The 23,546-nt window shown below is 42.6% G+C and carries 25 protein-coding genes and 1 pseudogene; all 26 read left to right on the forward strand.

Annotated elements, in window-relative coordinates:
• Positions 1–13: 13 nt before the first annotated feature.
• The 26 genes and pseudogenes from ACQRBN_RS09700 to ACQRBN_RS09825 all read left to right on the forward strand — a co-directional run bounded on the left by ACQRBN_RS09700 (position 14) and on the right by ACQRBN_RS09825 (position 23,542).
• The gene (locus ACQRBN_RS09700; protein ID WP_427738766.1) at positions 14–391 is read left to right on the forward strand and encodes a bifunctional adenosylcobinamide kinase/adenosylcobinamide-phosphate guanylyltransferase; all 378 of its coding nucleotides are present in this window, start codon (positions 14–16) and stop codon (positions 389–391) included.
• The gene (locus ACQRBN_RS09705) at positions 388–1,062 is read left to right on the forward strand and encodes a histidine phosphatase family protein (RefSeq protein WP_427738767.1); all 675 of its coding nucleotides are present in this window, start codon (positions 388–390) and stop codon (positions 1,060–1,062) included. Before ACQRBN_RS09700 ends, ACQRBN_RS09705 begins: the two co-directional genes overlap by 4 nt.
• Positions 965–1,888, forward strand: coding sequence for an adenosylcobinamide-phosphate synthase CbiB (gene cbiB, locus ACQRBN_RS09710; protein ID WP_427738797.1), 924 nt, complete (start codon positions 965–967; stop codon positions 1,886–1,888). Before ACQRBN_RS09705 ends, cbiB begins: the two co-directional genes overlap by 98 nt.
• Complete coding sequence (locus ACQRBN_RS09715) at positions 1,876–2,946, forward strand: pyridoxal phosphate-dependent aminotransferase (RefSeq protein WP_427738768.1); 1,071 nt, start codon at positions 1,876–1,878, stop codon at positions 2,944–2,946. The genes cbiB and ACQRBN_RS09715 overlap by 13 nt, the downstream gene beginning before the upstream one ends.
• A complete protein-coding gene (locus tag ACQRBN_RS09720) occupies positions 2,928–4,463 on the forward strand; it encodes a cobyric acid synthase (protein WP_427738769.1) in 1,536 nt (511 codons plus the stop codon). The genes ACQRBN_RS09715 and ACQRBN_RS09720 overlap by 19 nt, the downstream gene beginning before the upstream one ends.
• Positions 4,464–4,468: 5 nt before the next feature.
• Positions 4,469–5,110 carry a precorrin-8X methylmutase gene (locus ACQRBN_RS09725; protein ID WP_427738770.1) on the forward strand — a complete coding sequence of 214 codons (642 nt, stop codon included), beginning with the start codon at positions 4,469–4,471 and terminating at the stop codon, positions 5,108–5,110.
• A 1,213-nt stretch (positions 5,111–6,323) separates the two neighbouring features.
• Positions 6,324–6,746 carry a Yae1 family protein gene (locus ACQRBN_RS09730; RefSeq protein ID WP_427738771.1) on the forward strand — a complete coding sequence of 141 codons (423 nt, stop codon included), beginning with the start codon at positions 6,324–6,326 and terminating at the stop codon, positions 6,744–6,746.
• 174 nt (positions 6,747–6,920) lie between these two features.
• Entirely contained in the window at positions 6,921–7,541 is a 621-nt protein-coding gene (locus ACQRBN_RS09735) for a helix-turn-helix domain-containing protein (RefSeq protein WP_427738772.1), read from the forward strand.
• A 26-nt stretch (positions 7,542–7,567) separates the two neighbouring features.
• A complete protein-coding gene (locus ACQRBN_RS09740; RefSeq protein ID WP_427738773.1) occupies positions 7,568–8,164 on the forward strand; it encodes an HD domain-containing protein in 597 nt (198 codons plus the stop codon).
• 303 nt (positions 8,165–8,467) lie between these two features.
• Positions 8,468–10,135, forward strand: coding sequence for an ATP-binding cassette domain-containing protein (locus ACQRBN_RS09745; RefSeq protein ID WP_427738774.1), 1,668 nt, complete (start codon positions 8,468–8,470; stop codon positions 10,133–10,135).
• Positions 10,136–10,145: 10 nt separating this feature from the next.
• Positions 10,146–10,919, forward strand: coding sequence for a hypothetical protein (locus tag ACQRBN_RS09750; RefSeq protein ID WP_427738775.1), 774 nt, complete (start codon positions 10,146–10,148; stop codon positions 10,917–10,919).
• A 181-nt stretch (positions 10,920–11,100) separates the two neighbouring features.
• The gene (locus ACQRBN_RS09755; RefSeq protein WP_427738776.1) at positions 11,101–11,238 is read left to right on the forward strand and encodes a hypothetical protein; all 138 of its coding nucleotides are present in this window, start codon (positions 11,101–11,103) and stop codon (positions 11,236–11,238) included.
• Between the two features lie 132 nt (positions 11,239–11,370).
• Positions 11,371–11,967 carry an N-acetyltransferase family protein gene (locus ACQRBN_RS09760; RefSeq protein WP_427738777.1) on the forward strand — a complete coding sequence of 199 codons (597 nt, stop codon included), beginning with the start codon at positions 11,371–11,373 and terminating at the stop codon, positions 11,965–11,967.
• Between the two features lie 156 nt (positions 11,968–12,123).
• Complete coding sequence (locus tag ACQRBN_RS09765; protein WP_427738778.1) at positions 12,124–12,564, forward strand: GNAT family N-acetyltransferase; 441 nt, start codon at positions 12,124–12,126, stop codon at positions 12,562–12,564.
• A gap of 121 nt (positions 12,565–12,685) precedes the next feature.
• Positions 12,686–13,732: a DUF4241 domain-containing protein gene (locus ACQRBN_RS09770; RefSeq protein ID WP_427738779.1), complete on the forward strand. Its 1,047-nt coding sequence runs from the start codon at positions 12,686–12,688 to the stop codon at positions 13,730–13,732.
• Entirely contained in the window at positions 13,732–13,968 is a 237-nt protein-coding gene (locus tag ACQRBN_RS09775; protein ID WP_427738780.1) for a hypothetical protein, read from the forward strand. Before ACQRBN_RS09770 ends, ACQRBN_RS09775 begins: the two co-directional genes overlap by 1 nt.
• Positions 13,969–14,366: 398 nt before the next feature.
• Positions 14,367–14,993, forward strand: a complete 627-nt coding sequence (locus ACQRBN_RS09780) for a DUF1349 domain-containing protein (protein WP_427738781.1) — start codon at positions 14,367–14,369, stop codon at positions 14,991–14,993.
• 83 nt (positions 14,994–15,076) lie between these two features.
• On the forward strand, positions 15,077–15,511 hold the full coding sequence (locus tag ACQRBN_RS09785) for an N-acetyltransferase (protein WP_427738782.1): 435 nt from the start codon (positions 15,077–15,079) through the stop codon (positions 15,509–15,511).
• 49 nt (positions 15,512–15,560) lie between these two features.
• Positions 15,561–16,061 (forward strand): hypothetical protein, encoded by a 501-nt coding sequence (locus tag ACQRBN_RS09790; protein WP_427738783.1) that lies wholly within the window; start codon positions 15,561–15,563, stop codon positions 16,059–16,061.
• Between the two features lie 30 nt (positions 16,062–16,091).
• Positions 16,092–16,544: a GNAT family N-acetyltransferase gene (locus ACQRBN_RS09795; protein WP_427738784.1), complete on the forward strand. Its 453-nt coding sequence runs from the start codon at positions 16,092–16,094 to the stop codon at positions 16,542–16,544.
• A gap of 101 nt (positions 16,545–16,645) precedes the next feature.
• The gene (locus tag ACQRBN_RS09800) at positions 16,646–16,918 is read left to right on the forward strand and encodes a hypothetical protein (RefSeq protein WP_427738785.1); all 273 of its coding nucleotides are present in this window, start codon (positions 16,646–16,648) and stop codon (positions 16,916–16,918) included.
• A 22-nt stretch (positions 16,919–16,940) separates the two neighbouring features.
• Positions 16,941–17,309, forward strand: a complete 369-nt coding sequence (locus ACQRBN_RS09805; RefSeq protein ID WP_427738786.1) for a zinc ribbon domain-containing protein — start codon at positions 16,941–16,943, stop codon at positions 17,307–17,309.
• Positions 17,310–17,586: 277 nt separating this feature from the next.
• Positions 17,587–18,162 carry a hypothetical protein gene (locus ACQRBN_RS09810; protein ID WP_427738787.1) on the forward strand — a complete coding sequence of 192 codons (576 nt, stop codon included), beginning with the start codon at positions 17,587–17,589 and terminating at the stop codon, positions 18,160–18,162.
• 52 nt (positions 18,163–18,214) lie between these two features.
• Positions 18,215–18,328 (forward strand): annotated as a pseudogene (locus ACQRBN_RS09815) (transposase); the annotation flags it as partial.
• Between the two features lie 448 nt (positions 18,329–18,776).
• Complete coding sequence (locus ACQRBN_RS09820) at positions 18,777–20,810, forward strand: beta-galactosidase (protein ID WP_427738788.1); 2,034 nt, start codon at positions 18,777–18,779, stop codon at positions 20,808–20,810.
• Between the two features lie 11 nt (positions 20,811–20,821).
• Positions 20,822–23,542 carry a sugar-binding domain-containing protein gene (locus ACQRBN_RS09825; RefSeq protein ID WP_427738789.1) on the forward strand — a complete coding sequence of 907 codons (2,721 nt, stop codon included), beginning with the start codon at positions 20,822–20,824 and terminating at the stop codon, positions 23,540–23,542.
• Positions 23,543–23,546 lie beyond the last annotated feature (4 nt).

Raw genomic sequence — 23,546 nt, forward strand, 5'->3', positions numbered from 1 at the left:
AGAGGAGGAGAAGATGGTCTTGATTATAGGTGGTGCGTATCAGGGGAAACTTAGGTATGCACGGAAAGAATATCCGGAGATTGGATGGGTTGATGGGAGAGAGTGTGGAGAAGAGGATCTGTACGTGTGCCAGGGGATTCATCATTTCCATGCTTATATTGAGCGGATGATGAGAGAAGGACGATGTGTGGATGATCTTGCCGGGAGAATATCTCTGCGGAATCCGGAAGTGGTGATTATCAGTGATGAGATTGGTTATGGGATTGTTCCTGTAGATCCGTTTGAACGGGAATATAGGGAGATGACAGGAAGGATATGTACAGAACTGGCGGCAGATGCTAAGAAGGTGTGCCGTGTAGTCTGCGGAATCGGGACGGTAATAAAAGGATGAAGATATATTTGATACGCCATTCTATGACGGAGGGAAACCGCTTAAAGCGGTATATTGGAACAACGGATGAAGACCTGTGTGAAGAAGGGATTGTGTTGCTGAGAGGCAGAAAATATCCGGAGGTGCAAGAGATTTATGTCAGTCCGATGAAACGTTGCTGTCAGACTGCCGATATGATCTATCCGGGACAGATTTATACTGTGGTAGAGGAATTGGCGGAGTGTGATTTCGGACTCTTTGAGAATAAAAATTATCAGGAACTGGCGGACTGTGTGCAGTATCAGGAGTGGATTGACAGTAATGGGACGCTTCCATTCCCGGAGGGGGAGGGCAGAGAGGCATTCATCGAACGAAGTCTTCGGGGATTTGAAAAAGTTGTGAAGCAGTGCAGGGAATCGGGCATTCATACGGCAGCGCTTGTCGTACATGGTGGGACGATTATGAGTATTATGGAGCGATATGCGTATCCATTGGGAGATTATTACAATTATCAGGTAGGAAACGGAGAAGGATATGAACTTATTTTGGAAGATGACAATTCCGGTGTGCGTAGGATTCGTACTGGATCTGATCTTGGGAGATCCCAGGTGGCTGTATCATCCGGTGCGTCTGATCGGGCATCTGATTACGGTGTCGGAAAGAATTATAAGAGGTTGTTTCCCAAAGTCTAAGGCGGGAGAAAGGATTGGTGGAGGGCTGCTGGTTCTGATTGTTGTCAGTATAAGCACTGCGGTTCCGGCTTTGATTCTATCTGCTGCTTATGGATATGCATGGCAGCTTGGAATGGTAATTGAAAGTTTCATGTGTTATCAGATTCTTGCGACCAAGTCTTTGAAGGTAGAAAGCGATAAAGTGTACCGGGCGTTAAAGACGGAAGGGCTTGAGCAGGCAAGAAAAGCAGTATCCATGATCGTAGGAAGAGATACGAAGAGTCTTACGGAAGAAGGCGTGACGAAAGCGGCAGTAGAGACGGTGGCAGAGAATACTTCGGATGGAATTATCGCCCCGCTATTCTATATGATGATTGGCGGAGCGGTGCTGGGATTTGGTTACAAGGCTGTCAATACGATGGATTCCATGGTAGGATATAAGAATGACAAATATCTGTATTTTGGAACGGCAGCGGCGAAATTGGATGATGTGGTGAATTATATCCCGGCGAGGCTGTCGGCATGGTTCATGATCCTGTCGGCAGCGGTAACAGGGATGGACTGGAAGAATGCAGGATATATCTACCGGAGAGACCGGTTCAACCATAAAAGCCCGAATGCGGCGCAGACAGAGTCGGTGATGGCGGGAGCGCTTGATGTCCAACTGGCGGGGAATGCATGGTATTTTGGCAAACTATATGAGAAGCCGACCATTGGAGATCCGATTCGAAAGATTGAAGCAGAGGATATCCGAAGAGCACATACGCTGCTGTATGTAACGGCAGTCTTGGCGTTGCTCTTGATGAGTGTAGTGAAGATGGGGGTATTTGGAGTGTGTGGAATCTGAATGAGAAAGTGGAGCAGAAGATGAGAGAGCAGATTCATGGCGGAGATATTTACCGGAATAGGGATGTGATAGATTTCTCAGTGAACAGCAATCCTTTGGGACCACCAAAATCGGTATTGGAGACAATCCGGGAACAGGCAGGTAAGATCGTTCATTATCCTGATATTTTGTGCAGTGAGCTGCGGGATGCAATCGGTTGGTTTGAGGGAGTAGACAGCGAACAGATCTTATGCGGCAATGGTGCGGCAGAGTTGTTCTTCTCAGCGGTACTGGCGGTTAAGCCGGAACATGCGCTGTTGATTGCACCGACATTTGCAGAATATGAAAAGGCATTGAACGTGGTGGATGCTCAGATTGATTATTATGAATTGAAGGAAGAGCAGCAGTTTCAGGTACAGAAGGATATCCTGGAGCAAATCACTTCAGATGTGGATATAATGTTCCTATGCAATCCCAATAATCCGACCGGACAGTTGATGTCAAAGGAAATGATCAGGGATATCTTAATGAAGTGTAGGGAGTGCGATACCTGGCTTGTGTTGGATGAATGTTTTATTGATTTCCTGGACTGTCCGGAAATGTATGAAGTGAAGGAACTGATATGCGAGTATGAGAATCTTCTGATCGTTAAGGCATTTACGAAGGTTTTCTGTATGCCGGGACTCAGGCTTGGATATGCCATGAGCGATAACCGGAAATTGCTTCGGAAGATGGCTTTGGTATTGCAGCCATGGAATGTGTCAATACTGGCACAGGCTGGTGGCATAGCGGCACTTTCTGGGTGTGAAGAATATATTTCAAAGACAAGACAATTTATCAAAGATGAAAGATTGATTATGATACAAGCATTAGAAGATCTGGGATATTGCGTGTACGGTTCGAAAGCAAACTATGTATTTTTTCAGGGGAAATCGGGATTATATGAGCAGGCATTAGCAGCAGGATTCTTGATTCGTGACTGTCAGAATTACCGTGGACTGTCAGAAGGATATTACCGGATTGCAGTTCGGACAAAAAGTGAGAATGAGAGGTTGATTGCATGGCTAAGACAATTATGATACAGGGAACCATGTCTAATGCGGGGAAGAGCCTGATCTGTGCGGGGCTGTGCAGAATCTTCCGGCAGGATGGGTATAAGGTGGCGCCTTTTAAATCCCAGAATATGGCACTGAATTCCTTTATTACAGAGGACGGGTTCGAGATGGGGAGAGCCCAGGTAGTTCAGGCAGAGGCGGCAGGTGTCTCGCCCAGAGTGGAGATGAATCCGATTCTGCTTAAGCCGACCAATGATACCGGCTCTCAGGTGATTGTGAATGGAGAAGTACTAAGTCATATGAGTGCCAGAGAGTATTTTGCATATAAGAAGCAGCTGATTCCTGACATTATGAAGGCGTTCCATACTCTGGAAGAGGAATATAATATCATTGTGATTGAGGGGGCAGGAAGTCCGGCAGAGATTAACCTGAAACAGGACGATATTGTGAACATGGGAATGGCGAAGATGGCAAAGGCGCCGGTGCTTCTGGTAGGAGATATTGACAGGGGCGGTGTATTCGCCCAGCTGCTTGGTACGCTGATGCTTCTGGAAGAAGACGAAAAAGAAATGGTAAAAGGTCTGATTATTAATAAGTTCCGTGGTGATAAGACAATCTTAGATCCGGGAATCGATATGCTGGAAGAACGGGGTGGCATCCCGGTGGTGGGCGTTACTCCCTATCTACAGGTGGAAATCGAAGATGAAGATAGCCTGACGGAGAGATTTGGCGGGCGAAATGAAGCGGGATTGATTGATATTGCTGTCATACGGACTCCAAGAATCTCTAATTTTACAGATTTCCTATTGTTGGAGAATCAGGAATATATATCCCTCCGGTATGTGAAGAACCGGTCAGAGTTAGGACATCCTGATATGATCATCCTTCCGGGAACGAAGAATACCATGGGAGATCTGCTGTGGATGCGGCAGAATGGACTGGAGGCAGAGATCTTAAAGGCTGCGGCCAAGGGAACGGTAATCTGGGGAATCTGTGGAGGCTATCAGATGCTGGGAGAATGCTTAAGTGATCCGCAAGGCATAGAAGAGGGGGGAAGTATGAAAGGAATGGGGCTTCTTCCAATCGAGACAATATTTGCCGGGCAGAAGACGAGAACCAGAGTTCAGGGAAGATTTCAGCATGTGGAAGGTTTGCTGGCAGGATTAGAAGGAATTGGCTTCGAAGGCTATGAGATACATATGGGCGAGACGATTCTTAAAAGTCCGGCTGTGAACGGGAAGAATTATGATATGAATGTAATAAAAGATTCTGTAAAAGATGCAAAGGGGCTGGATGGATGTTCAAAAGGAAATATATATGGAACCTATATCCATGGCATATTCGATAAAGAAGAAGTGGTCAGGGCAATTGTCAGGGCATTGGCAGAGAAAAAGGGGATTGCGCTTGAAGATAAGAAGGGCATGGATTTGAAAGCGTTTAAAGAGACCCAGTATGATCTTCTGGCCGACAGTTTAAGGCAGCATTTGGATATGGAAAGAATCTATAAGATTATGGGCTTGGGGATTGAAGCGAGGGATTGAGAAGAATGAAGATTGAGATAGAAAATGTACTTCCATCAGAGATAGAGAAGCGGAGTTTTGAGATGATTACAGAGGAATTAGAGGCAGAGGGAATCTTACTTCCGGATGAAACGGCTCCTGTTATTAAGAGGTGCATTCATACCAGCGCTGATTTTGATTATGCGAGAAATCTGGTGTTTTCCGATGCGGCTGTAGAGCGGGCAATGGAAGCAATTCGTGGTGGTGCTTCGATTGTGACCGATACCCAGATGGGACGTTCCGGGATTAACAAGAAGAGACTGGAAGCCTATGGAGGGAAGGTCTATTGTTTCATGTCTGATGAAGATGTGGCAGAGGATGCTAAGAAAAATGGAACGACAAGGGCAGTTGCCAGTATGGAGAAGGCGTGTACGCTGGATGAAAAACTGATCTTTGCCATCGGAAATGCACCGACCGCGCTGATTCGTCTGTATGAACTGATCCAGGAAGGGAAGATTCGCCCGGAACTGGTGATTGGCGTGCCGGTGGGGTTCGTGAATGTAGTGCAGTCAAAAGAGTTGATTCTGACGCTTCAGGATACGCCTTATATTGTGGCGAGAGGGCGCAAGGGCGGGAGTAATATTGCGGCTTGTATTTGTAATGCGTTGTTGTATATGATGGGAATTTAGTTCTTGAAGAGTTGTTCAAGAGTGTACGGCAGAGAGGGGAGATTGGGTGGTTCAGTGTCGACTCCAGTCGCCTACAATCCGTAGATTCAAAATAGATCTAAAATCAGGAACCGAATGTAATCACCGGACAAATCTGAAGATTTCTCCGGCTCAGACATTCTTGAATTCTGTGCTGGTGGCACAGAATTCATCCTGATTTTAGATCTATTTTTCATCAACGGCTTGTACGGCTCTTCTACGACACTGAACCACCCAATCTACCCTCTCTGCCTGATATTCTCCGTGTGTAACTCTTAATGAACGGGGAGGATTCCTGACGGAGCGTGCGTGGAACGTTTTGGATAGATAACAGGGTGTGTACGTGGAGAAGCACTTTATGGAAGATAGCAGAGTGGGCGTGTAAAGAGAGCAGGGAGAGTGAGGTGATTCTATTCTCTTTTACATACCTCGTTCGCATGAAAATGTTCGACGGTATATAATATAGGGCGATTAGAAGTGTATTTCCATGTATTTTTACATACCTTATCACAATAAACTTGTCCTGCAGTATGTAATATGGTGCAAATTGCAGGTTAATCTACGCATTTATGCATACCTTGCCCAAAAAGAAGCGTTCTGCGGTATGTAATGACCAAGAAGAAAACTTCTGTATACTTTATGAATATAAATCTGTTCCACTCCCAATCTGTTACCCATCCAACACCGTTCCACACGCATCCTCCGCCAGGAATCCTCCCGGTGGAGAAAACTCTGAGATTCCGAAAATGTCAGGCGAAGCAGAAGCGGATGGCTGGCTCTGGGACCGTTAAGTAAGTTTTACAAGGCGTTAGCGTGAGAATCCCCGTAAATTGGCATGAGTCTTTGACTTCACGTCAAAGGCGAAAGAGTACTCTGACTGCGAAATCATCAAGATTTCGGAGTGAGTGTACTCGGTTGCCAATTTACGGGGATTCTCACGCTTACACCTTGTTAACGAAACGTCCCGGTTTCAGAGCCAGCCATCCGCTTCTGCTTTGCCGTACACTTTCGAAAATCTACTTTTCTACATTAAATTCCCATGTTAGTTTTTTATGATATGTTTTATTATGGAGATATTTTGCGTGATCAGGATGTGGTCAAAAAATATATTGCAAATTATCACATTAATCTTATTGATGTGGGGAATATGGGGGATTTGAAGAAGTTTAGGAGCGATTTACAAGTGATTTTCGGCATGTTACAATATAGAAATCAGAAAGATGAATTGTTACAGTATATCGAAGCGAATAGAGGGTATTTTTCAGAAGTAGATTTGGAGACTTATCAGGCGATTCGAGAACTTTTGCATTCTCGGAAGAAGTTGAAAGCAGATGTAGAAGAAAAGAAGGGTAAGGGAGTGAAGGTCAATATGTGTAAAGCGTTGGAAGATATTTACAAAGAAGGAAGAGAAGAAGGAAGGGAAGAAGGAAAAGAAGAAGGAAGGGAAGAAGGAAGGGAAGAAGGTATTGAAAAGGGAATAAGAATTTTAGTAGGTACTTATAAGGAATTTAAAGTAGCAAAAGAAGAGGTAATCAGTCAAATCGAAAAGAAGTATTCGATATCTTTAGAGGATGCCAAAGAGCATGTGAACAAGTATTGGGAGGAGCCGGAAGAATGATTGCTCGGGAATACTGTTAGAGAATTGTTATATGGAAAAGATAAACTAGGATGCTCGAATGGGTATGATTAGCAATAGCAACCAGCCGTTGACATAATTCAACCAGCGTTTGGTAGCAATGCAACCAAAGGAAAGAGTAGTATGACACTATCAAAATGAAAGGAAGTGTCGAGTATGAATATTGCAGACAGAATACAGAATCTAAGAAAGATGAAAGGAATCTCCCAGGAAGAATTGGCTGGCAGGATGGGAGTATCCCGGCAGGCGGTATCCAAATGGGAAAGTGAGCAGAGTCTTCCGGATCTGGAGAAGATTGTCCTTATGAGCGAATATTTCGACGTAACAACGGATTATATTTTGAAGGGGATTGAGACAACAGAACAATCGGAGAAGAAGACGGATGCGAATATCTTCGTTATTGTGGCAACAGTTCTTGATTTCATAGGTCTTATCATTACTTGTGCCGTGTGGTATGAAAGGCAGGTTGCAACAGCAATTGTGATAGGTCTGGTATTCATGGCTCTGGGGTGTATGGTGTATGGAATTGGGATGCTGGATTCAGCGAAGAATACGAAGGCAAAGGGAGCGTTTTATTTCTGGGTGATTAATATTTGGATGCTGGTATTTATACCTCTTTCCGTTATTTATAATCTATTAGTAGTGGGATTGGTTGCCCCATATCCGATGATTGTTCATCCGTTGATCGCATATCTTGTATTCTGGATGACGTATATTGCAATATGTTTGGGCGTGACATTGGTAATGCGAAAAAGGCGGATGAAATTCCGGAATTAAAATAAATAAGAGGAGTGAACAAAGATATGGAAAAGAGCAGATTAGAACAGCAATTTGATTTCTTCAGGGAAATCGACAAAGAGAAATTCATCGGCAGGCAGACGTATCTGACGGATGCCCAAAGGAAGGAAAATGATGCAGAGCATGCCTGGCACATGGCGATTATGACCATTCTCTTAAGCGAGTATGCCAATGAACAGATTGATGTATTGAAGACCGTGACAATGCTGTTGATTCATGATCTGGTTGAGATTGATGCTGGTGATACTTATGCATATGATGTGGAGGGAAATCAGACGAAACGGCAGCGTGAAGTGGCAGCGGCAGATCGGATCTTTGGATTATTGCCGGAAGATCAAGGGGAGAAGATGCGTGCACTGTGGGATGAATTCGAGGCATGGGAGACGCCGGAAGCAAGATTCGCCCATACGATGGATTGTATACAGCCGTTGATGCTGAATGCGGCGACGGATGGAAAGAGCTGGGTAGAGCATGGAGTCCACTTAAGTCAGGTGCTTGGAAGGAATCAGAATACTGCAAGTGGTTCGAAAACTTTGTGGGAGCATGCATATAATGATTTTATCGCTCCAAATGTTGAAAAGGGAAGGCTTAAGAACGATTGACAAACGACTGCTTCCACCTTATAATGAAGCCATGTGAAAAAAGAGAGAGGTGAAAAGATGAGGAGATAATTTACTTTTGAAAACATGAAATGCTTACTCATATCATCCTGCATAGACAGGAGGATATATATTTTGTGTTGCCAAAAGTGGATTATGTTCTCATAACCTCTCTTTTTTGGTTGCTATGCATTCGGAGGGAACTGTCAGTGGCAGGTCCTGTAGATGGAAAAATGAATAGTTCTATATATTTTGAGGTTATTTACGGCATAACTTCCTTTGGCAGCAGTTTAAGGAGGAATTAGAATGGCACAAATAAACGTAAATAATCTCACTTTTTATTATGAGGGAAGTTCGGATCATATATTTGAAAATGTATCGTTCTCGATTGATACGGATTGGAAACTGGGATTCATCGGGAGGAATGGGAAAGGGAAGACGACCTTTTTGAATCTGCTGCTTGGAAAATACGAATACACAGGTTCTATCAGCATGAACACAGTCTTCGATTATTTCCCATATCGGATAAAAAGTGAATATCTGGATCTGCCCGCTGCAGAATTCGTGGAAGAATTAAAACTGGGATGTGAGCAATGGCGTATCATATGCGAGTTAGACAAGTTGGGGCTGGATGCAGAGGTTCTGTACCGTCCGTTTGATACGCTCAGTCTTGGAGAACGGACGAAGGTTATGCTGGCAGTACTATTTTCCGGGGAAAATGATTTCCTGCTGATTGATGAGCCGACCAATCATCTGGATCAGGAATCCAGAGAAATGGTCAAGGCATATCTGGCGAAGAAAAAGGGATTTATACTGGTATCTCATGACCGAGATCTGTTGGATGCCTGTATTGATCATGTGTTAGTGCTGAATCGACATTCGATAGAGGTGCAGTCTGGCAATTTCTCCAGTTGGTGGGAGAATAAGAGCCGCAAAGATGCATTTGCTCAGATGGAAAATGAGAAGCATAGGAAGGAGATTGTCAAATTAAGGGCGGCCAGTGAACGGACGAGACGATGGGCAGACAAAAATGAAAGTACAAAGATAGGGTTTGATCCGGTGAAAGAGCCTGACCGATGTAAAGGTACGAGGGCATATATTGGAGCAAAGACTAAGAAGATGCAAAGCAGAGTGAAGCAGATGGAGGTGCGAATTCACCAGGAAATCGAAGAGAAGGAGGGGCTGCTGCAGGATATAGAGAATCCAGTGAATCTGAAGATGCTGCCCATGAATCATTATAAGAAGATGCTGATTATGGCGGATCACTATGGTTTGAAATATACAGATGCAGCGGATGTTCTTTTTGATGGGTTGAATTTTGACATTTATCAAGGAGAGCGTGTATTTTTGAAAGGTGCGAATGGATGCGGCAAGTCGAGTTTGATCAAAACTATTTTATACAAGGCAGCAGATGCAGAACATGGACTATGTCAGACGGAGTATGGAGGAGAATTATATCTGGCAGAGGAGATGGATCTGACGGAAAAAAAGAGGCTGGCAGGGGAAATGAGTCTATCAGGGGAAGCAAGTCTGAGAGAAAGCGGAACACTTCGGATTGCATCCGGGTTAAGGATTTCTTATATTAATCAGGATATCTCGTTTCTACATGGCAGTATCAAAGAGTTCTGCAAGAAGCGGAATCTGGATGAGAGCCTGTTCTGTGCCATTCTTCGGCAATTAGATATGGAAAGAGTTCAGTTCGCAAAAAATATTGAGGATTATTCTGAAGGACAGAAAAAGAAGGTTCTGATCGCGGCAAGTCTGCTTACGCCGGCACATCTGTATATCTGGGATGAACCGCTGAACTATATTGATGTGTTTTCGAGAATGCAGATAGAAAGATTGTTGCTTGCATATCATCCGACGATGCTGGTTGTGGAACATGATGAAAGATTCCGGGAGAAGATTGCAACAAAAACTATTGAAATAAAAAAGAAAGCAGATGAAAAGCAGAAGACGATTAGAATGAAATAGGAGAATGTGTATGAATATTTTTATAGAAGGTCTTCAAGGAATGGGCAAGACAACGCTGTTGCAGAGATTATCACAGAGATATCCAACATACCATGTATTCCGGGAAGGAGATTATTGTCCGGTGGAACTGTCATGGTGTACCTATATGACGAAGAATGAATATGCAGCGGCGGTTCGCCGGTATCCCTCGTTGACGGAAGAGATAAAGCGGTGGACGACCAGGGAAGAGGAGCATTACATTGTAGCATATACCCGTATCCTTACGGATGAACCGGGATTCCATAAGTATATGGAGCAGTTCGAGATCTATAACGGGAGAAGAAAAAGGGATGATTTCGAGCGTATTATTTTGAAACGGTATCGGAATCTTCCGACAGAAAATGCAGGGAATCTGTTTGAGTGTGCTTTCTTTCAGAACATTATGGAGGAATTGCTTCTGTTCCAGCAGATGAATGATGACCAAATCTGCGCATTTTATAAGAAATTAATGCGTGTAATGCCAAAAAAGGATTTCCGGCTGTACTATCTTTATAGTGAGAATGTTGAGGAAACGATCATGCAGATTCGGAAAGAACGTTCGGATGAGCAGGGAAATCAGTGGTGGTATCCGTTGATGCTGGGGTATCTGAGGGAGTCGCCGTATGGAAAGGCACATCATGTCCAGGGATTCGAGGATCTGATCGTACATCTCAGACACAGGCAAGAATTGGAGATGCGGATCATAAGGGAATGTCTTGGAGATTGCGCGAATGTGCTTTTGGCGAGGCAGTATGGGGATGAGTAGTTGAGAAACTCTTGTAAAAAAACGTGCATATTTGATCATTATAATTGGTAGAGCGGGCAGACCATTTCAAAATGGGAGACGGATGAAACGGTTCCGGATATCCGGCAGTCGAAGAGGAGGGTGATATTATACAACGTATATCGACTGGACAAATGTATGGGGGGAAAAATATCCGATTCTGTTGAAATATCAAGAGGTTGTGAATATTCCGAATTATGCCCGGAGGCTAAATGTTATACTGGATGAAATAGAGCAGGAATATCAGTTTAGTGAATTGGATACGATGTTAGTGCTGAAAGATATTTTGGATCATGTATGAAAAAAACGCAAGAATGGAAGGAAGGACTCAGCCTCATCATGATAAATTGTGATATACTGTAGAAGTGGTGGAAAACGTAAGTCGAGTTAAGAAAAGGTGATGAAAAAAATGAAAGATGAGGAGTCAAAATCAATGATAAAAATAGAGCGAGTCAATATAGAAGACGCAGAAGAACTTCTTTCCATATATGCGCCATATGTCCGTGATACGGCCATATCATTTGAATATGAAGTCCCTTCGGCGGAGGAATTTCGGGAAAGAATCTGGCGTATTTCATCATGTTTTCCCTATATCAAAGCAGTAGAAGGTGATCGAATCCTGGGATATGCGTATGCTGATAAATTCAAGGATCGGAAAGCATACGATTGGTCTGTGGAAGTGACGGTCTATGTGAGGAAAGACGCAAGAAAGACAGGGATTGGAAGTCTGTTATATGGTGCATTAGAGGATTCTCTGCGTCGTATGGGAGTTCTGAATATGAATGCGTGTATAGCGATTTCCAAAGAAGAGGATGAACATCTAAGCAATGACAGTTATCATTTTCATAAGAAGATGGGATATCGTTTCGTGGGGACATTTCATAATAGTGGGTATAAGTTCGATACCTGGTATGATATGATATGGATGGAAAAGATGATCGGAGAGCATAAGAACTGCCAGGAAGGCGTGAAGTATGGGGAGTGGACGATTGCTGGTCAAGAGAAGAATTCCAGCAGCGCTGTGTCCTAGACTTCGTCAAAATGTATGTGTTGTGTAGAACTGTTTCAGAGACTGTACAGTGAAGACAGCACCAAGGAGCGGGAAAGTGAGAGGGGTGTTTTGATGAACTGTCCAGACAGATTGAACAGGAACTTTTGGCGGAGTAGGTAAGGTGGAGTTTATAACATGAGCGAAAATATAGAAATAAAAGAGGAACGAATAACTGCGGAGGAATATATTGATTTTTTGAAAAGGACGGATTTAGGTTCACAATATCCAAAAGAACGGTTTGCGGAAAGAATATCTAAACTTGTAAACAATGTTTCGATAAGTCTTGTTGCAAGAAATAAGGATGGCTTAATCGTGGGCGTTTTATTTGGATTAACAGACTATGTATATTGGCTTTATGTGACAGATTTAGGGGTTGACAGAGATTATGAGGGGCAAGGGATTGGTAGTCAACTTATGAAGACTGCACATGATAAAGCAGGGGGTGAAAAGAATATTGCCGTATATCTGATAGCAAATGAAAATGCTATTCCATTTTATGAGAAACTTGGTATGAAAAAAGCAGAAGATGTTATGCAATATAACCATATAGAATGGACTGGATTTACAGTGCAATAGAAACCCCTAATTCCAGATTGTCGGAGTCAAAATCTGAAAGTATTAGAAACATATGGATTTCAAGAACGAGTAGTCTGCAAAGTAGAAATAAATAATAACGGATAAAAAGGAGGCAAAAATCATGAATATGCAACAACGCAAAGCAGCCGAACAATCAATGATAGAATGGCTATCACATCCCAATGAACTTGGAAAAGTTCCCGTAAAAATAGAGTGTACGAAAGAATTTGATTTACATGGTCTACATTATTATGTCTTCAGGTTTAAAGCAAAGCGCTTGGGCGAATGGATGCTGGCGGTTTGTGGTGGCTATGAAGGAGATGAACTGGAACATTGCGGGCATATTTACAGTAACATGGGAAAATACAATGATAAGACATCTATTGAAGATGCTACTGCGATGGTTGAAGCGATTCGCACTTACTGGATAGAAAGAGCACGTGAACAGGAAGATTTTCAGACGAAATTCAGAATGAACACGGACTTCAGAACGCAAGAAGAAATCAGCGCAGAAGAGATTGAAAGTCAGTTCATAAAATCCGAAAGCAGATATTTCCTGACGGTTGGTGAGATAGATTGTCCTACAGGCCAGATTGTGGTAGCGGATCCGTTGGCGTATTTGCCAAGTGTCAAGTTCTCCCCTGTTTTGGCTGAAAGTATTCCTGTCGGCAAATACCCTGTGGAGGTCTCGATATGCAGACAAAATGATATTGGTATCCGTATGTGTACGGCGAAACTGAAGATTACAGATGCAAAGGCTGTAAAATATAAGAAGACGGCGTCTACGGATTCCACAGGGATTAAGTTCAAGGATGGTGTTATGGAAGGCTTCCCTGTTGATGCCGGAATGATGGCATTTTGTGATGTGAAAGTTGCTGAAGAATATAGAGCATTCCTGGATAAATGGCATGAATCCAATCCGGAGGGTAATCACTATGATGATTATTTTGCAGTTTATTTTGCAGAAAGTTATAAAGCATTGCCGGCTTACCAGAGAGAGGGCGGGGATTTCATCGAATGGGCGAATCCCGACACTGGTAATAAGATGGTTATGGTCGCTTCCGGTTTTGGAGACGGTTTTTATAATAGTTATTACGGTTATGATTTGGATGGACAACTCTGCCAGATTATAGTACCGATGGTAAATCCGTCTATTTTTATAGAATAATGGCAGGAAAGAGGAGAAAATTACAATCGTCTAAGTATGGAAAAGGCATGGAGATTATTCCGGCTTCCAAATACAGAGAAGGTGATATGGTAGAATTGCGGGTTTACATAGACAAGCCGGAGTATGCGATTGTCAATGATGAGAAAAATATTAAATTGCCATTATATCTGGGGATTCCACTTACTCTTTTGGGGATTGGGATTTTCGTGATAGCGATACAATTGACAAGGGGGTAACGCATGAATTTAACATTAAAATTGAACGCCAGATTCCAACCAAAACATAGATTTGAGTTAGAAGATGCCTTGCAGGAAATATGCATATTATTCAAACGGAGTTGATTTACCTGCTGAAATTTATCAGACCTGTGATATAAATTATGTGATTGAACGAATGGAACAAGCGATAGAAGGAATAGGCAGAATGTATAGTTATTGGGAAGGGAATACATATACTGCTCTCTATTTTATGGCACTTCTTTTTCTGAAATGAAAGAGAAAATAGCACCTTTTATTGCGGAATATCCGCTATGCCAGAAGTGCCGCATAGAACAGGTTGCTTAAATACAGTTTTTAAAACCAGATAAATCGAAGATATATATGAAAAAATTGCAAATATGTGGAGGATTGTGAACATGGATTTGAATAATTTTAAATGGATACGTGAGCCGGAAAGTTACAAAATATGTGATGATAAAATTGAAATTGTTACAAAGCCGCATACGGATTTGTGGCAAAAGACATATTATCATTTTCAAAATGATAATGCTCCGGTTTTACAGATAGAAACGGATGAAAAATATTTTAGTTTTGTCGTAAAAACAGACTTTACTGAAAGCCATCATAGATTCGACCAATGTGGGATAGTTATGTATTTGGACAGTGAAAATTGGTTAAAGGGTTCAGTAGAATATGAAAATAATGAATATCAGCATTTGGGAAGTGTGGTAACCAATCACGGATATTCAGATTGGGCTACTACGGCGATAGATGCGTCTATCAAATCCATGTGGTATCGTTTCAGCAGAAGAGAGGATGATTATTGTATAGAATGTTCTTCTGATGGAGTGGTCTTTAGCCAGATGCGAATATGCCATATGTTTAAAGGTGGCGGAAAAATTACTTTTGGTATTTATGCTTGTTCACCGGAGGATTCCTCGTTCAAGGCGGTATTTACTCATATGCAGATCATGGAGTGCCAGTGGAAGGCTCATGAGGGGCAGAAACCAGATATAATCATAGATTCTTCACCATTGATGTAAATACGAATGCAGATGATACAGGCTGGCAAGGGAATCTGGCGCTAAAAGGGTTTTGGGCTAATTAGAAGTTGTAGAGGAGAAATATGATAAGAATATTTAGGGAAAATGATTTAACTGCTGTTATACAGATATGGCTTGATACAAACATCAAAGCACATAACTTCATACCAAAAGAATATTGGATGAGTAATTATGCGATGGTAAAAGATACATTGCCACAAGCAGAAATATACGTGTATGTAGATGATGAGACTAAAGAAATAGATGGATTCATCGGATTAATGGACAATTATATTGCGGGAATCTTTGTAAAAGAAGCCGTTCAGTCAAAAGGCATTGGAAAACAATTATTGGATTATGTGAAAGAAATTAAATCAAATATGAGATTAAGTGTTTATCAAAAGAATACGCGGGCAATCGTTTTTTATCAGAGAGAACAGTTTGTGATTCAATCTGAAAATATCGATGATAGTACGAACGAAAAAGAGTTTATTATGGCTTGGAGTAAATCGGAATAGCCATAAAATGAGTGTAAGGACGTGAGAAGTTGAATAGGAGGCAGAAATCATGCAATCTTACTATTTATATAGATTGAGTTTCACAGGCGCAACGTTATGGAAGTATGTCAGAGCAGATCAGATTAACGAAATCGGGGAAAAATCGAATGATATGATGAGCGCCCTGGTAGTTCCGGATTATCCGATAGATATTGCTTCAAAACAATATGGCAATATAAGAAGTGAATTTGATTATGATTCGACATTAGTTCCGGGTTTAACGCGTTATGGAAGGTCGGAAAACCATACAGAAGTATTTGCATTACAATGGAAAGAAACGGAATATATACTGAAGGTAAGGGGATATTTGCCGATTCATATATCCGGAAAAGAAATAATAACTTTTACACAGGGAGACAAAGAAATCGCCAGGATGATATCTGCCCCGACAATACATATTGTTGATGAGTTTACGGAAGCGGTCAACGTAAAACAATTTGAAATAGATTCAGAATATATTCCGATTTTGGAAATTCTGGGCTCGTTTATGGAATTACAGTTTGTATTTTAATACGATTAGGTTGATAAGGAGGAACTACAGATGCAAGTAATAGAGTATTTTAACTGCGACAGACCAGAATATTGGTTGTTTCAAATAGGAAAAAGCGACTGGAGAGCTGGGCAATATCTATATGAACTATTAAGCGAAAACAAGTTTAAAAATGCTGTGGGTGAGAATTCAAAAGTACTGATGCTCGTAAATGGAAATGAACTCATCTCATTCTGTACCTATGCGGAGAAGGATGATATACAACCGACAGAGTTAACTCCATGGATAGGATTTGTGTATACTTTCCCGAAATATAGAGGACATCGTTATGTAGGGTATTTATTTCAGGAAATTGAGAAAATTGCTAAATCCGAGAAAGTACAAGATATTTTTATATCAACAAATCATACTGGATTATATGAAAAGTATGGATGTGTATTTTATCAGATGATGAACGATATGAATGGTGAACTTTCCAGAATCTATAGGAAACATGTAAATTAAAACAAAGGGTTCTTTTGATTATAGAAATGTGAATTGGATCGGGAGAAAGTATTTCGCGATTTTTATGAGGCAGTTATCATGAATTTCGAGGAGGAACGAATATGGAACAGATGGATCTGATTATCATTGCTTTTTGCAGTTTGGTAGCAGTCATAGGATTGCTTTTTGTGGTATTACAGAAAAAAGGAAAGATACATCCGGTATTGACCGTTACGCCTAATGGTTTTAATTTTACCAGTGGTGGAACAATAGTATTGCTTGGAGCAATACTAGGAGCAGTTATGATACATAAATATTCTGTTCCTTGGATGATCTTCTATTTGGTTATAATTGCAGGAATCTATGCTTTGATTCAAGTCATTTATCGAAAGTAGATTATAATGGAGTGGTAGAGAAATGTTTTTTATGATGGGAATTACGGACGGGAGAAAAGAACTAAAACATCATCAGGTAGTCATTTGTAATCGCTGTGGTGCTTATGGGCAATATGCTGTATTTATGACATACACGGTACTTTCTTTATTTTTCATTCCCTGTTTTAAATGGAATCGCCAATATTTTGTCCGGACTACATGCTGTAATACGGTTTATCGGTTGAATCCGGAGATTGGGAGAAGGATTGAGAAAGGGGAAGATGTAGAGATATGTGAGGAGCATCTGCAGAGAGTAGATTGGACAGGTTCATGCTATAAAAGATGTGGCAACTGTGGTTTTACTACGACAGAAGACTTTGAATATTGTCCAAAATGCGGACAAAGATTCTAAGGATGATTATCGAATGTATAAGCAGGATTACAAAGATATTTTGTACTGGATTTTGTACAAGAAAAATCTTTGACAAAAAAATTCCTTTTTGATAAAATGTGAAGACCGTAAACGACACATGTATTACCTATGGTAAGTAAATCTGATCACGGAACGTGTACACCGTACAGATTCGCCAGGTAATACATGTGTTTTTTTGCGGTCAAAGCATCCGGAGGGAACTGCAGGTGGCAGGTCCTGTAGGTCTTTGAGAGAATAATGAAGGAGTGTGGTTATTATGCCAAAAAATCAATTTCAGAGGATGGTTTTCGCCTTCCTTACCGTACTGGTTACAGTACATGCTTATATTTTCTACAGTTTATATGTCGTAAATGGGAGCACATTGATGTCATTGACAGGAGAATCCAGCGTATTAAGCGCGATTAACACTCAGGGAGGAGTCTATATGTTTGGAAGATTCCTGCCAATCTGGGCAGTTGTTCTTGTAGAATTCTGTCTTGCGTATTTACTGGAGATTCTGATGGGAAGCCCTTGTTCTTTTAAACTTGCAGCCAAAGTGTTTGATCCTAAGGAGACGCATCCTGTTATGTTCGAGTCTGCAATTATTTGCGCAACGGTTGGATTGATGTGTCCGGCAATGAGTTTTCTTGCTGCATGGCTATATTATCCGTATTACTCAGGATTCAATCTTATAACATTGCTTGCAAACTGGATTAAATTGGTATGCTTCAACTTCCCATTTGCATTCTTTACGCAGATGTTCTTTATCCAGCCACTTATCAGAACTGTTTTTAAGGCGTTATTCTGTAGAAACACTGAGAAGCAGAATAATGAATGTGTGACTGCCATTTAAACTCTGGAGTGTTTTGCGCTATATCATCCCAGAGATTTTAAATTCTTACGGTATTCCGCCTAAGATGAGTGTTTCAAGCCTTATGGGATATTTAAAGGGTAAGTCGGCACTTATGATATTCGACAGACATACAAATCTAAAGTATAAGTTTGAAAACAGGCATTTCTAGTCAGAAGGATATTATGTTAGTGCGGCTTGTGATCGCGAATTTGCACTGAGTGCCCATGGGCTGTATCGCTGGCAATGATCTACCCAATCCCAGTGGGGCTTCCATCTTTGAATGGTATTATATGTGGTAGGATTCTCTATCCTGTTTTCTGATATCGCAGGGTGATCCTGCTGACACCGAGCATCTTTGCTAATCAATGACATAATCTTTTCTTTTATTGTTTTTTCTTTTCCTAGCCTCTAGCATACACTATTTTGGAGATAATTTCTATCCTATAAATTTCTTTTATTATTTATCTGACAGAGAATAGGATTGTCCATCAAATGAAATGATACATCATTTATTATTGTGGGAAAAGGCAATATAATTGATATCATAACATATGACTGCGTGGAATGGTAAGAGAGAGGATTCCATGCAGGAATAGGGATGATTCGGAGGCACTATGAATGATAGATATAACAGCCAATATTTGATAAAGGATGGGAAGCCGTGGTTTCCCGTGATGGGAGAGATGCATTATAGCCGGTTTCGTGAGACGTTCTGGGAAGAATCTTTGCGTAAGATCAAGGCAGGTGGAATTCAGATTGTAGCATCCTATGTGATCTGGATTCATCATGAAGAGGGAGAAGGAGAATTCGACTTTACAGGCTGCAGAGATCTGGGAAACTTTGTAAGATTATGCCAGAAAACAGGATTGAAACTATTCTTACGGCTTGGTCCATGGGCGCATGGAGAAGTGCGTAATGGCGGATTCCCGGACTGGCTTCTGAAAAAGCAGATTCCGCTCAGATGCAATGATCAATCCTATCTGGAATATGTCGAGATCTTCTGGAGAAAAGTCTATGGGCAGATTGAAGGATTCTTACATCAGGACGGCGGTCCGATTATTGGAGTACAGATTGAGAATGAATATGGACATGCAGGAGGTTTGCGGGGAGAAGAGGGCGAGGCTCATATGCGCGCTTTGACAACCCTGGCTAAGAAAATTGGATTCGATGTTCCGCTCTATACGGCAACTGGCTGGGGAGGGGCTGTGACCGGAGGTCTGCTTCCGGTGATGGGATGCTATTGTGACGCGCCCTGGGATCAAAGGATCTGCGAGATAGAGGCGAATGAAAATTATGTATTCAGCAGTAGGCGAAACGATGCTGGAATCGCTTCTGATTATCAGATCGAAGATTCCTTATCTTTTGATGCCGGGAAATATCCTTACCTGCTGGCAGAACTTGGTGGAGGACTGCAGCCTACGCATCACAGAAGACCGGTGATACAAGGTGCGGATATAGGAGCCATGTCGCTGTGCAAACTGGGATCAGGTGCCGCGCTTCTTGGATATTACATGTATCACGGCGGAAGTAATCCAAAAGGAAGATACTCTTCTTTACAAGAGAGCAGGGCGACTGGATATCCCAGTGACCTCCCTGAGATTAATTATGATTTTCAGGCGCCGATCCGCCAGTACGGGCAGATATCGGATGTCTACAAGGAGATAAAACTTCTAAGCCTGTTCTTAAATGATTTTGGAAATGAGATGGCAGTGTTGAAGGAGGAGATTGAACATCAGGAATTGTCACCGGAGGATATGGATACGCTTCGCATCGCCTGGAGGCATGATGATGAACATGGATATGTATTCTTTAATAATTACCAACGGCATCGTCAGATGAAGGACCATGAGGCGGTATTGATCGGACGCTGTAAAGAGAAGGCGGACTTTGGCAAGGTATCTATCCGGTCGGGAGAGTATGGATTCTTTCCGTATCATATGAGGATTCAGGGGAAGGAACTAATTACGGCAGCGGCAAGCCCGTTATGTATCCTGAAAGGGGAGAGTGAGACCTGTGTATTCTATGGCGACTGGACGCCTGATTTTCAATGGAAAGATAGCCTGCCCGCCGAAGTTCTGCATATTAGCAGGCAGGATGCACTGAATGCATGGAAGGTGATATTGGATCGGGATTATCTGATCCTTTCTGAACAGTACGTGTGGGAGGAAGCGGGAGATCTTCGAATCACAGGAGGCAGGCATACAAAGATTAGAAGTTACCCAGAACTCAAGGTGATTCCCAAACAGTTCGTTCGGACTGGGAAGGAAAATGACTTCATCTGTTATGAACGCAATGTGAAGGGCAGAGAGTCGACCGTACGTTTTCATGAGGTCCTGGCAGAAGAAGCGTATAGAATCTATGAAGTGGAGATTGTCTACGGAGAAAACATAGAAGATTGCCTGATTAGTCTGGAGTATGCAGGTGACAGTGTACAGGTCTGCTGTGAAGGAGAGAAGATTGAGGATCATTTTTATACGGGACAGGCGGTGGAGATGAGTATGAGATATTTTGACTTCCCTGCCAGTCTGACTGTGAAGGTCAATGTATTGCGAAGAACGGATCGGATATATCTGGAGGAATGGCCGAAGATGACGGAAGGAAAAATATGCCGGTTATGGAACGTGATTGTAAGAGAGGAATTCAGATAATGGAGAAATTTATGGAGACAAAGATAGATCTGACAGGCGAATGGAAGTTTGCATTCTATCAGGAATGGAAGAGCGGGGAAGAATTTCACGATACGATCATCCTGCCTTCTACAACCGAGATTGGTAAGAAGGGAGCGTATGCTCCTGACAGGGAAGAGACGCTGCATCTTAGCCGCAGGTATCCTTTTGCAGGAAAAGCCTGTTATGGAAGAAAGATTATGATTCCGGACAAATGGACAGGAATGTATATCAGCCTCTATCTGGAGAGGACGAAATATACGGAGGTGTATATCGACGGAGAGAAGGTGTCTTCTTCCCATGAGACGTTGATCCCGCAGATTCACGATCTGACGAATGTGATGACGCCGGGAGAACATTTCCTAACCATTGTAGTTGATAATGATCTGGTGGGGAAACCAGATTTTCCGGAGAGCCTTATGGCAGGGCATCAGTACACGGATCATACGCAGACGAATTGGAATGGAATCCTAGGGCAGATGTATCTGCTATGCTGTCCGGTTCAGGGATTGAAGAGCATTCAGACATTCGGGGACTGTAAGAGAAGGGGGATTCTCATACAGGCAGAGATTGGAAACGACATGGGGAGGCAAAAGACGCTTCGGATGACTGTAGATGGAGTAAGAAGTGATGGCGTCATCTGTCCGACGCGGGAAATAGAAGCAGAGATTATAGAGAATCGGCTAGAGGCATTCTACAGTCTGGAGAAGTTAAGCATTCAGTGGGATGAATTCACTCCGGTGTTCTATAACTTAAGTGTGAGAATCAAGATGGTGGAAGGAGAGGTTATCTATCCCGTTCGGGCATATCTGCAGAAGAAAGCGGCGAATAAGAACCAATTCGTGATCAATGACAGGGCGGTCTCTCTGCGAGGAACAGTGGATTGCTGCATTTTCCCGGATACGGGTGCCTGTCCCATGGAAATTGAGGAATGGCTTAAGATCTGCGAACTGATAAAATCATATGGAATGAATCATTATCGTTTTCACAGCTGGTGTCCACCGGAAGCGGCATTCGAAGCAGGTGACAGATTGGGAGTTTATTTTCAGGTAGAGTTGCCTAACTTTGCAAATAGGTTCTATAGGGAAGGGCATCCGGAGTGTGATCGTGTATTGAATCATTATCTATGGGAACAGTCAGAGAAGATTGTAAAACAATTCGGCAACCACCCCTCTTTTCTGATATTTGCCGTCGGGAACGAGATGGTAGGAGAACTGGAAGCTTATGAAGAATTGATCTCACACCTTCGGAGTGTAAGAGCGGATAAATATTACTGTCAGGGTTCGAATAATTTCCTGGAACATCCGATATTCTGTCCTGGTGATGACTGTTTCATTACGATGCGGACAGATGAGAAAACGAATGTACGTGCATCTTATTCCTATGCAGATCTGCCGCTTGGCTATCTACAGACGGATCAGCAGCCGTCTACGCTTCAGGATTATGCATCGGGAGTGAAAATGTCTCCGGTTCCGTTGATTGTTCATGAAGCGGGGCAGTACCAGACCTATCCGGATTATGGGACAATGGAAAAATATCAGGGAGTTCTCGCGCCGGAGAATCTGAGAATCTTTCAAAGGAGACTGCAGGATGCGAAGATGGAAGAACAGGCTGAGACGTTCTTCCGCTCCAGCGGAATGCTTTCCGTACAGTGTTACCGAGAGGAGATAGAGGGAATCTTGAGGACGGAGGGAATCGGAGGCTTCCAGCTCCTGGGACTTCAGGATTTCCCGGGGCAAGGCACGGCGTTGGTGGGGATTCTTGATAGTTTTCTGGAGTCCAAAGAACTGATCACTCCCGAGAAATGGAGGCAGTTCTGTGCACCGCAGATTCTGATGGCACAATTCAAGAAATACATCTGGACGGAGGGCGAGACATTAACGGTACAGATTCTGGTGTATAATTTTGGTGCGGAAGATCTGGCAGGAGAATTGGAATGCAGCTTAGAGGATTCGGCAGGGAATGTTCTTGAAAGAATTCGTCTGGGTAATTGTAAGGCAGGCTGTGGAAAACTTTCAACAGTTGGAATAGTGAAGGTGAAAATGCCATGTATTCGCAGGGCGGAGCAATTCACATTGATTCTTAAAATGGGATCATTCATGAATGAGTATGCAATCTGGTGCTATCCCGATTATTCGAAGAAAAGCCTGAAAGCAGACGAAACGGTTATGGTCTCCGAACTTTTTGGTAAAAGAGAACAGGAAGCATTGAGAGCAGGGCAGAAGGTAGTGCTTTTTTTAGGAAATGCATTACAGAGTGTGGAGGGGAGTTTTGCACCTGATTTCTGGTGCTATCCGATGTTCCGGGAAGCCTGTGAGAAGAAGGGTTATCCGACGGCTCCGGGGACATTGGGAATGGTCTGTGACAAGAATCATCCTGCGTTGGCGGGATTCCCTACACAGGATTATGCTCAGTGGCAATGGCATAGGTTATTGTATCACAGCCGTCCGGTGATTCTTGACAAGTGGGCAGATCAACTGCATCCGATTGTACAGATCATTGATAATTTTGAACGGAATCATAAACTTGGGTGGCTGTTCGAGATACAAGCAGGAGTGGGAAAATTGCTGGTCTGTGCATGTAATGTGCCGGAATATATAGATGAACCGGAGATGCGATGCTTTTATGAGAGTGTGATGGCATATGCGAGGTCGGAGGATATGCGACCGTCTGTCAGGATGGAAATAGACGAGATTGCAAAGGTGCTTGTCTGACGCT

Source organism: Bariatricus sp. SGI.154, assembly GCF_050313795.1.
In the GTDB taxonomy this organism is placed as follows: domain Bacteria; phylum Bacillota; class Clostridia; order Lachnospirales; family Lachnospiraceae; genus CAMBRQ01.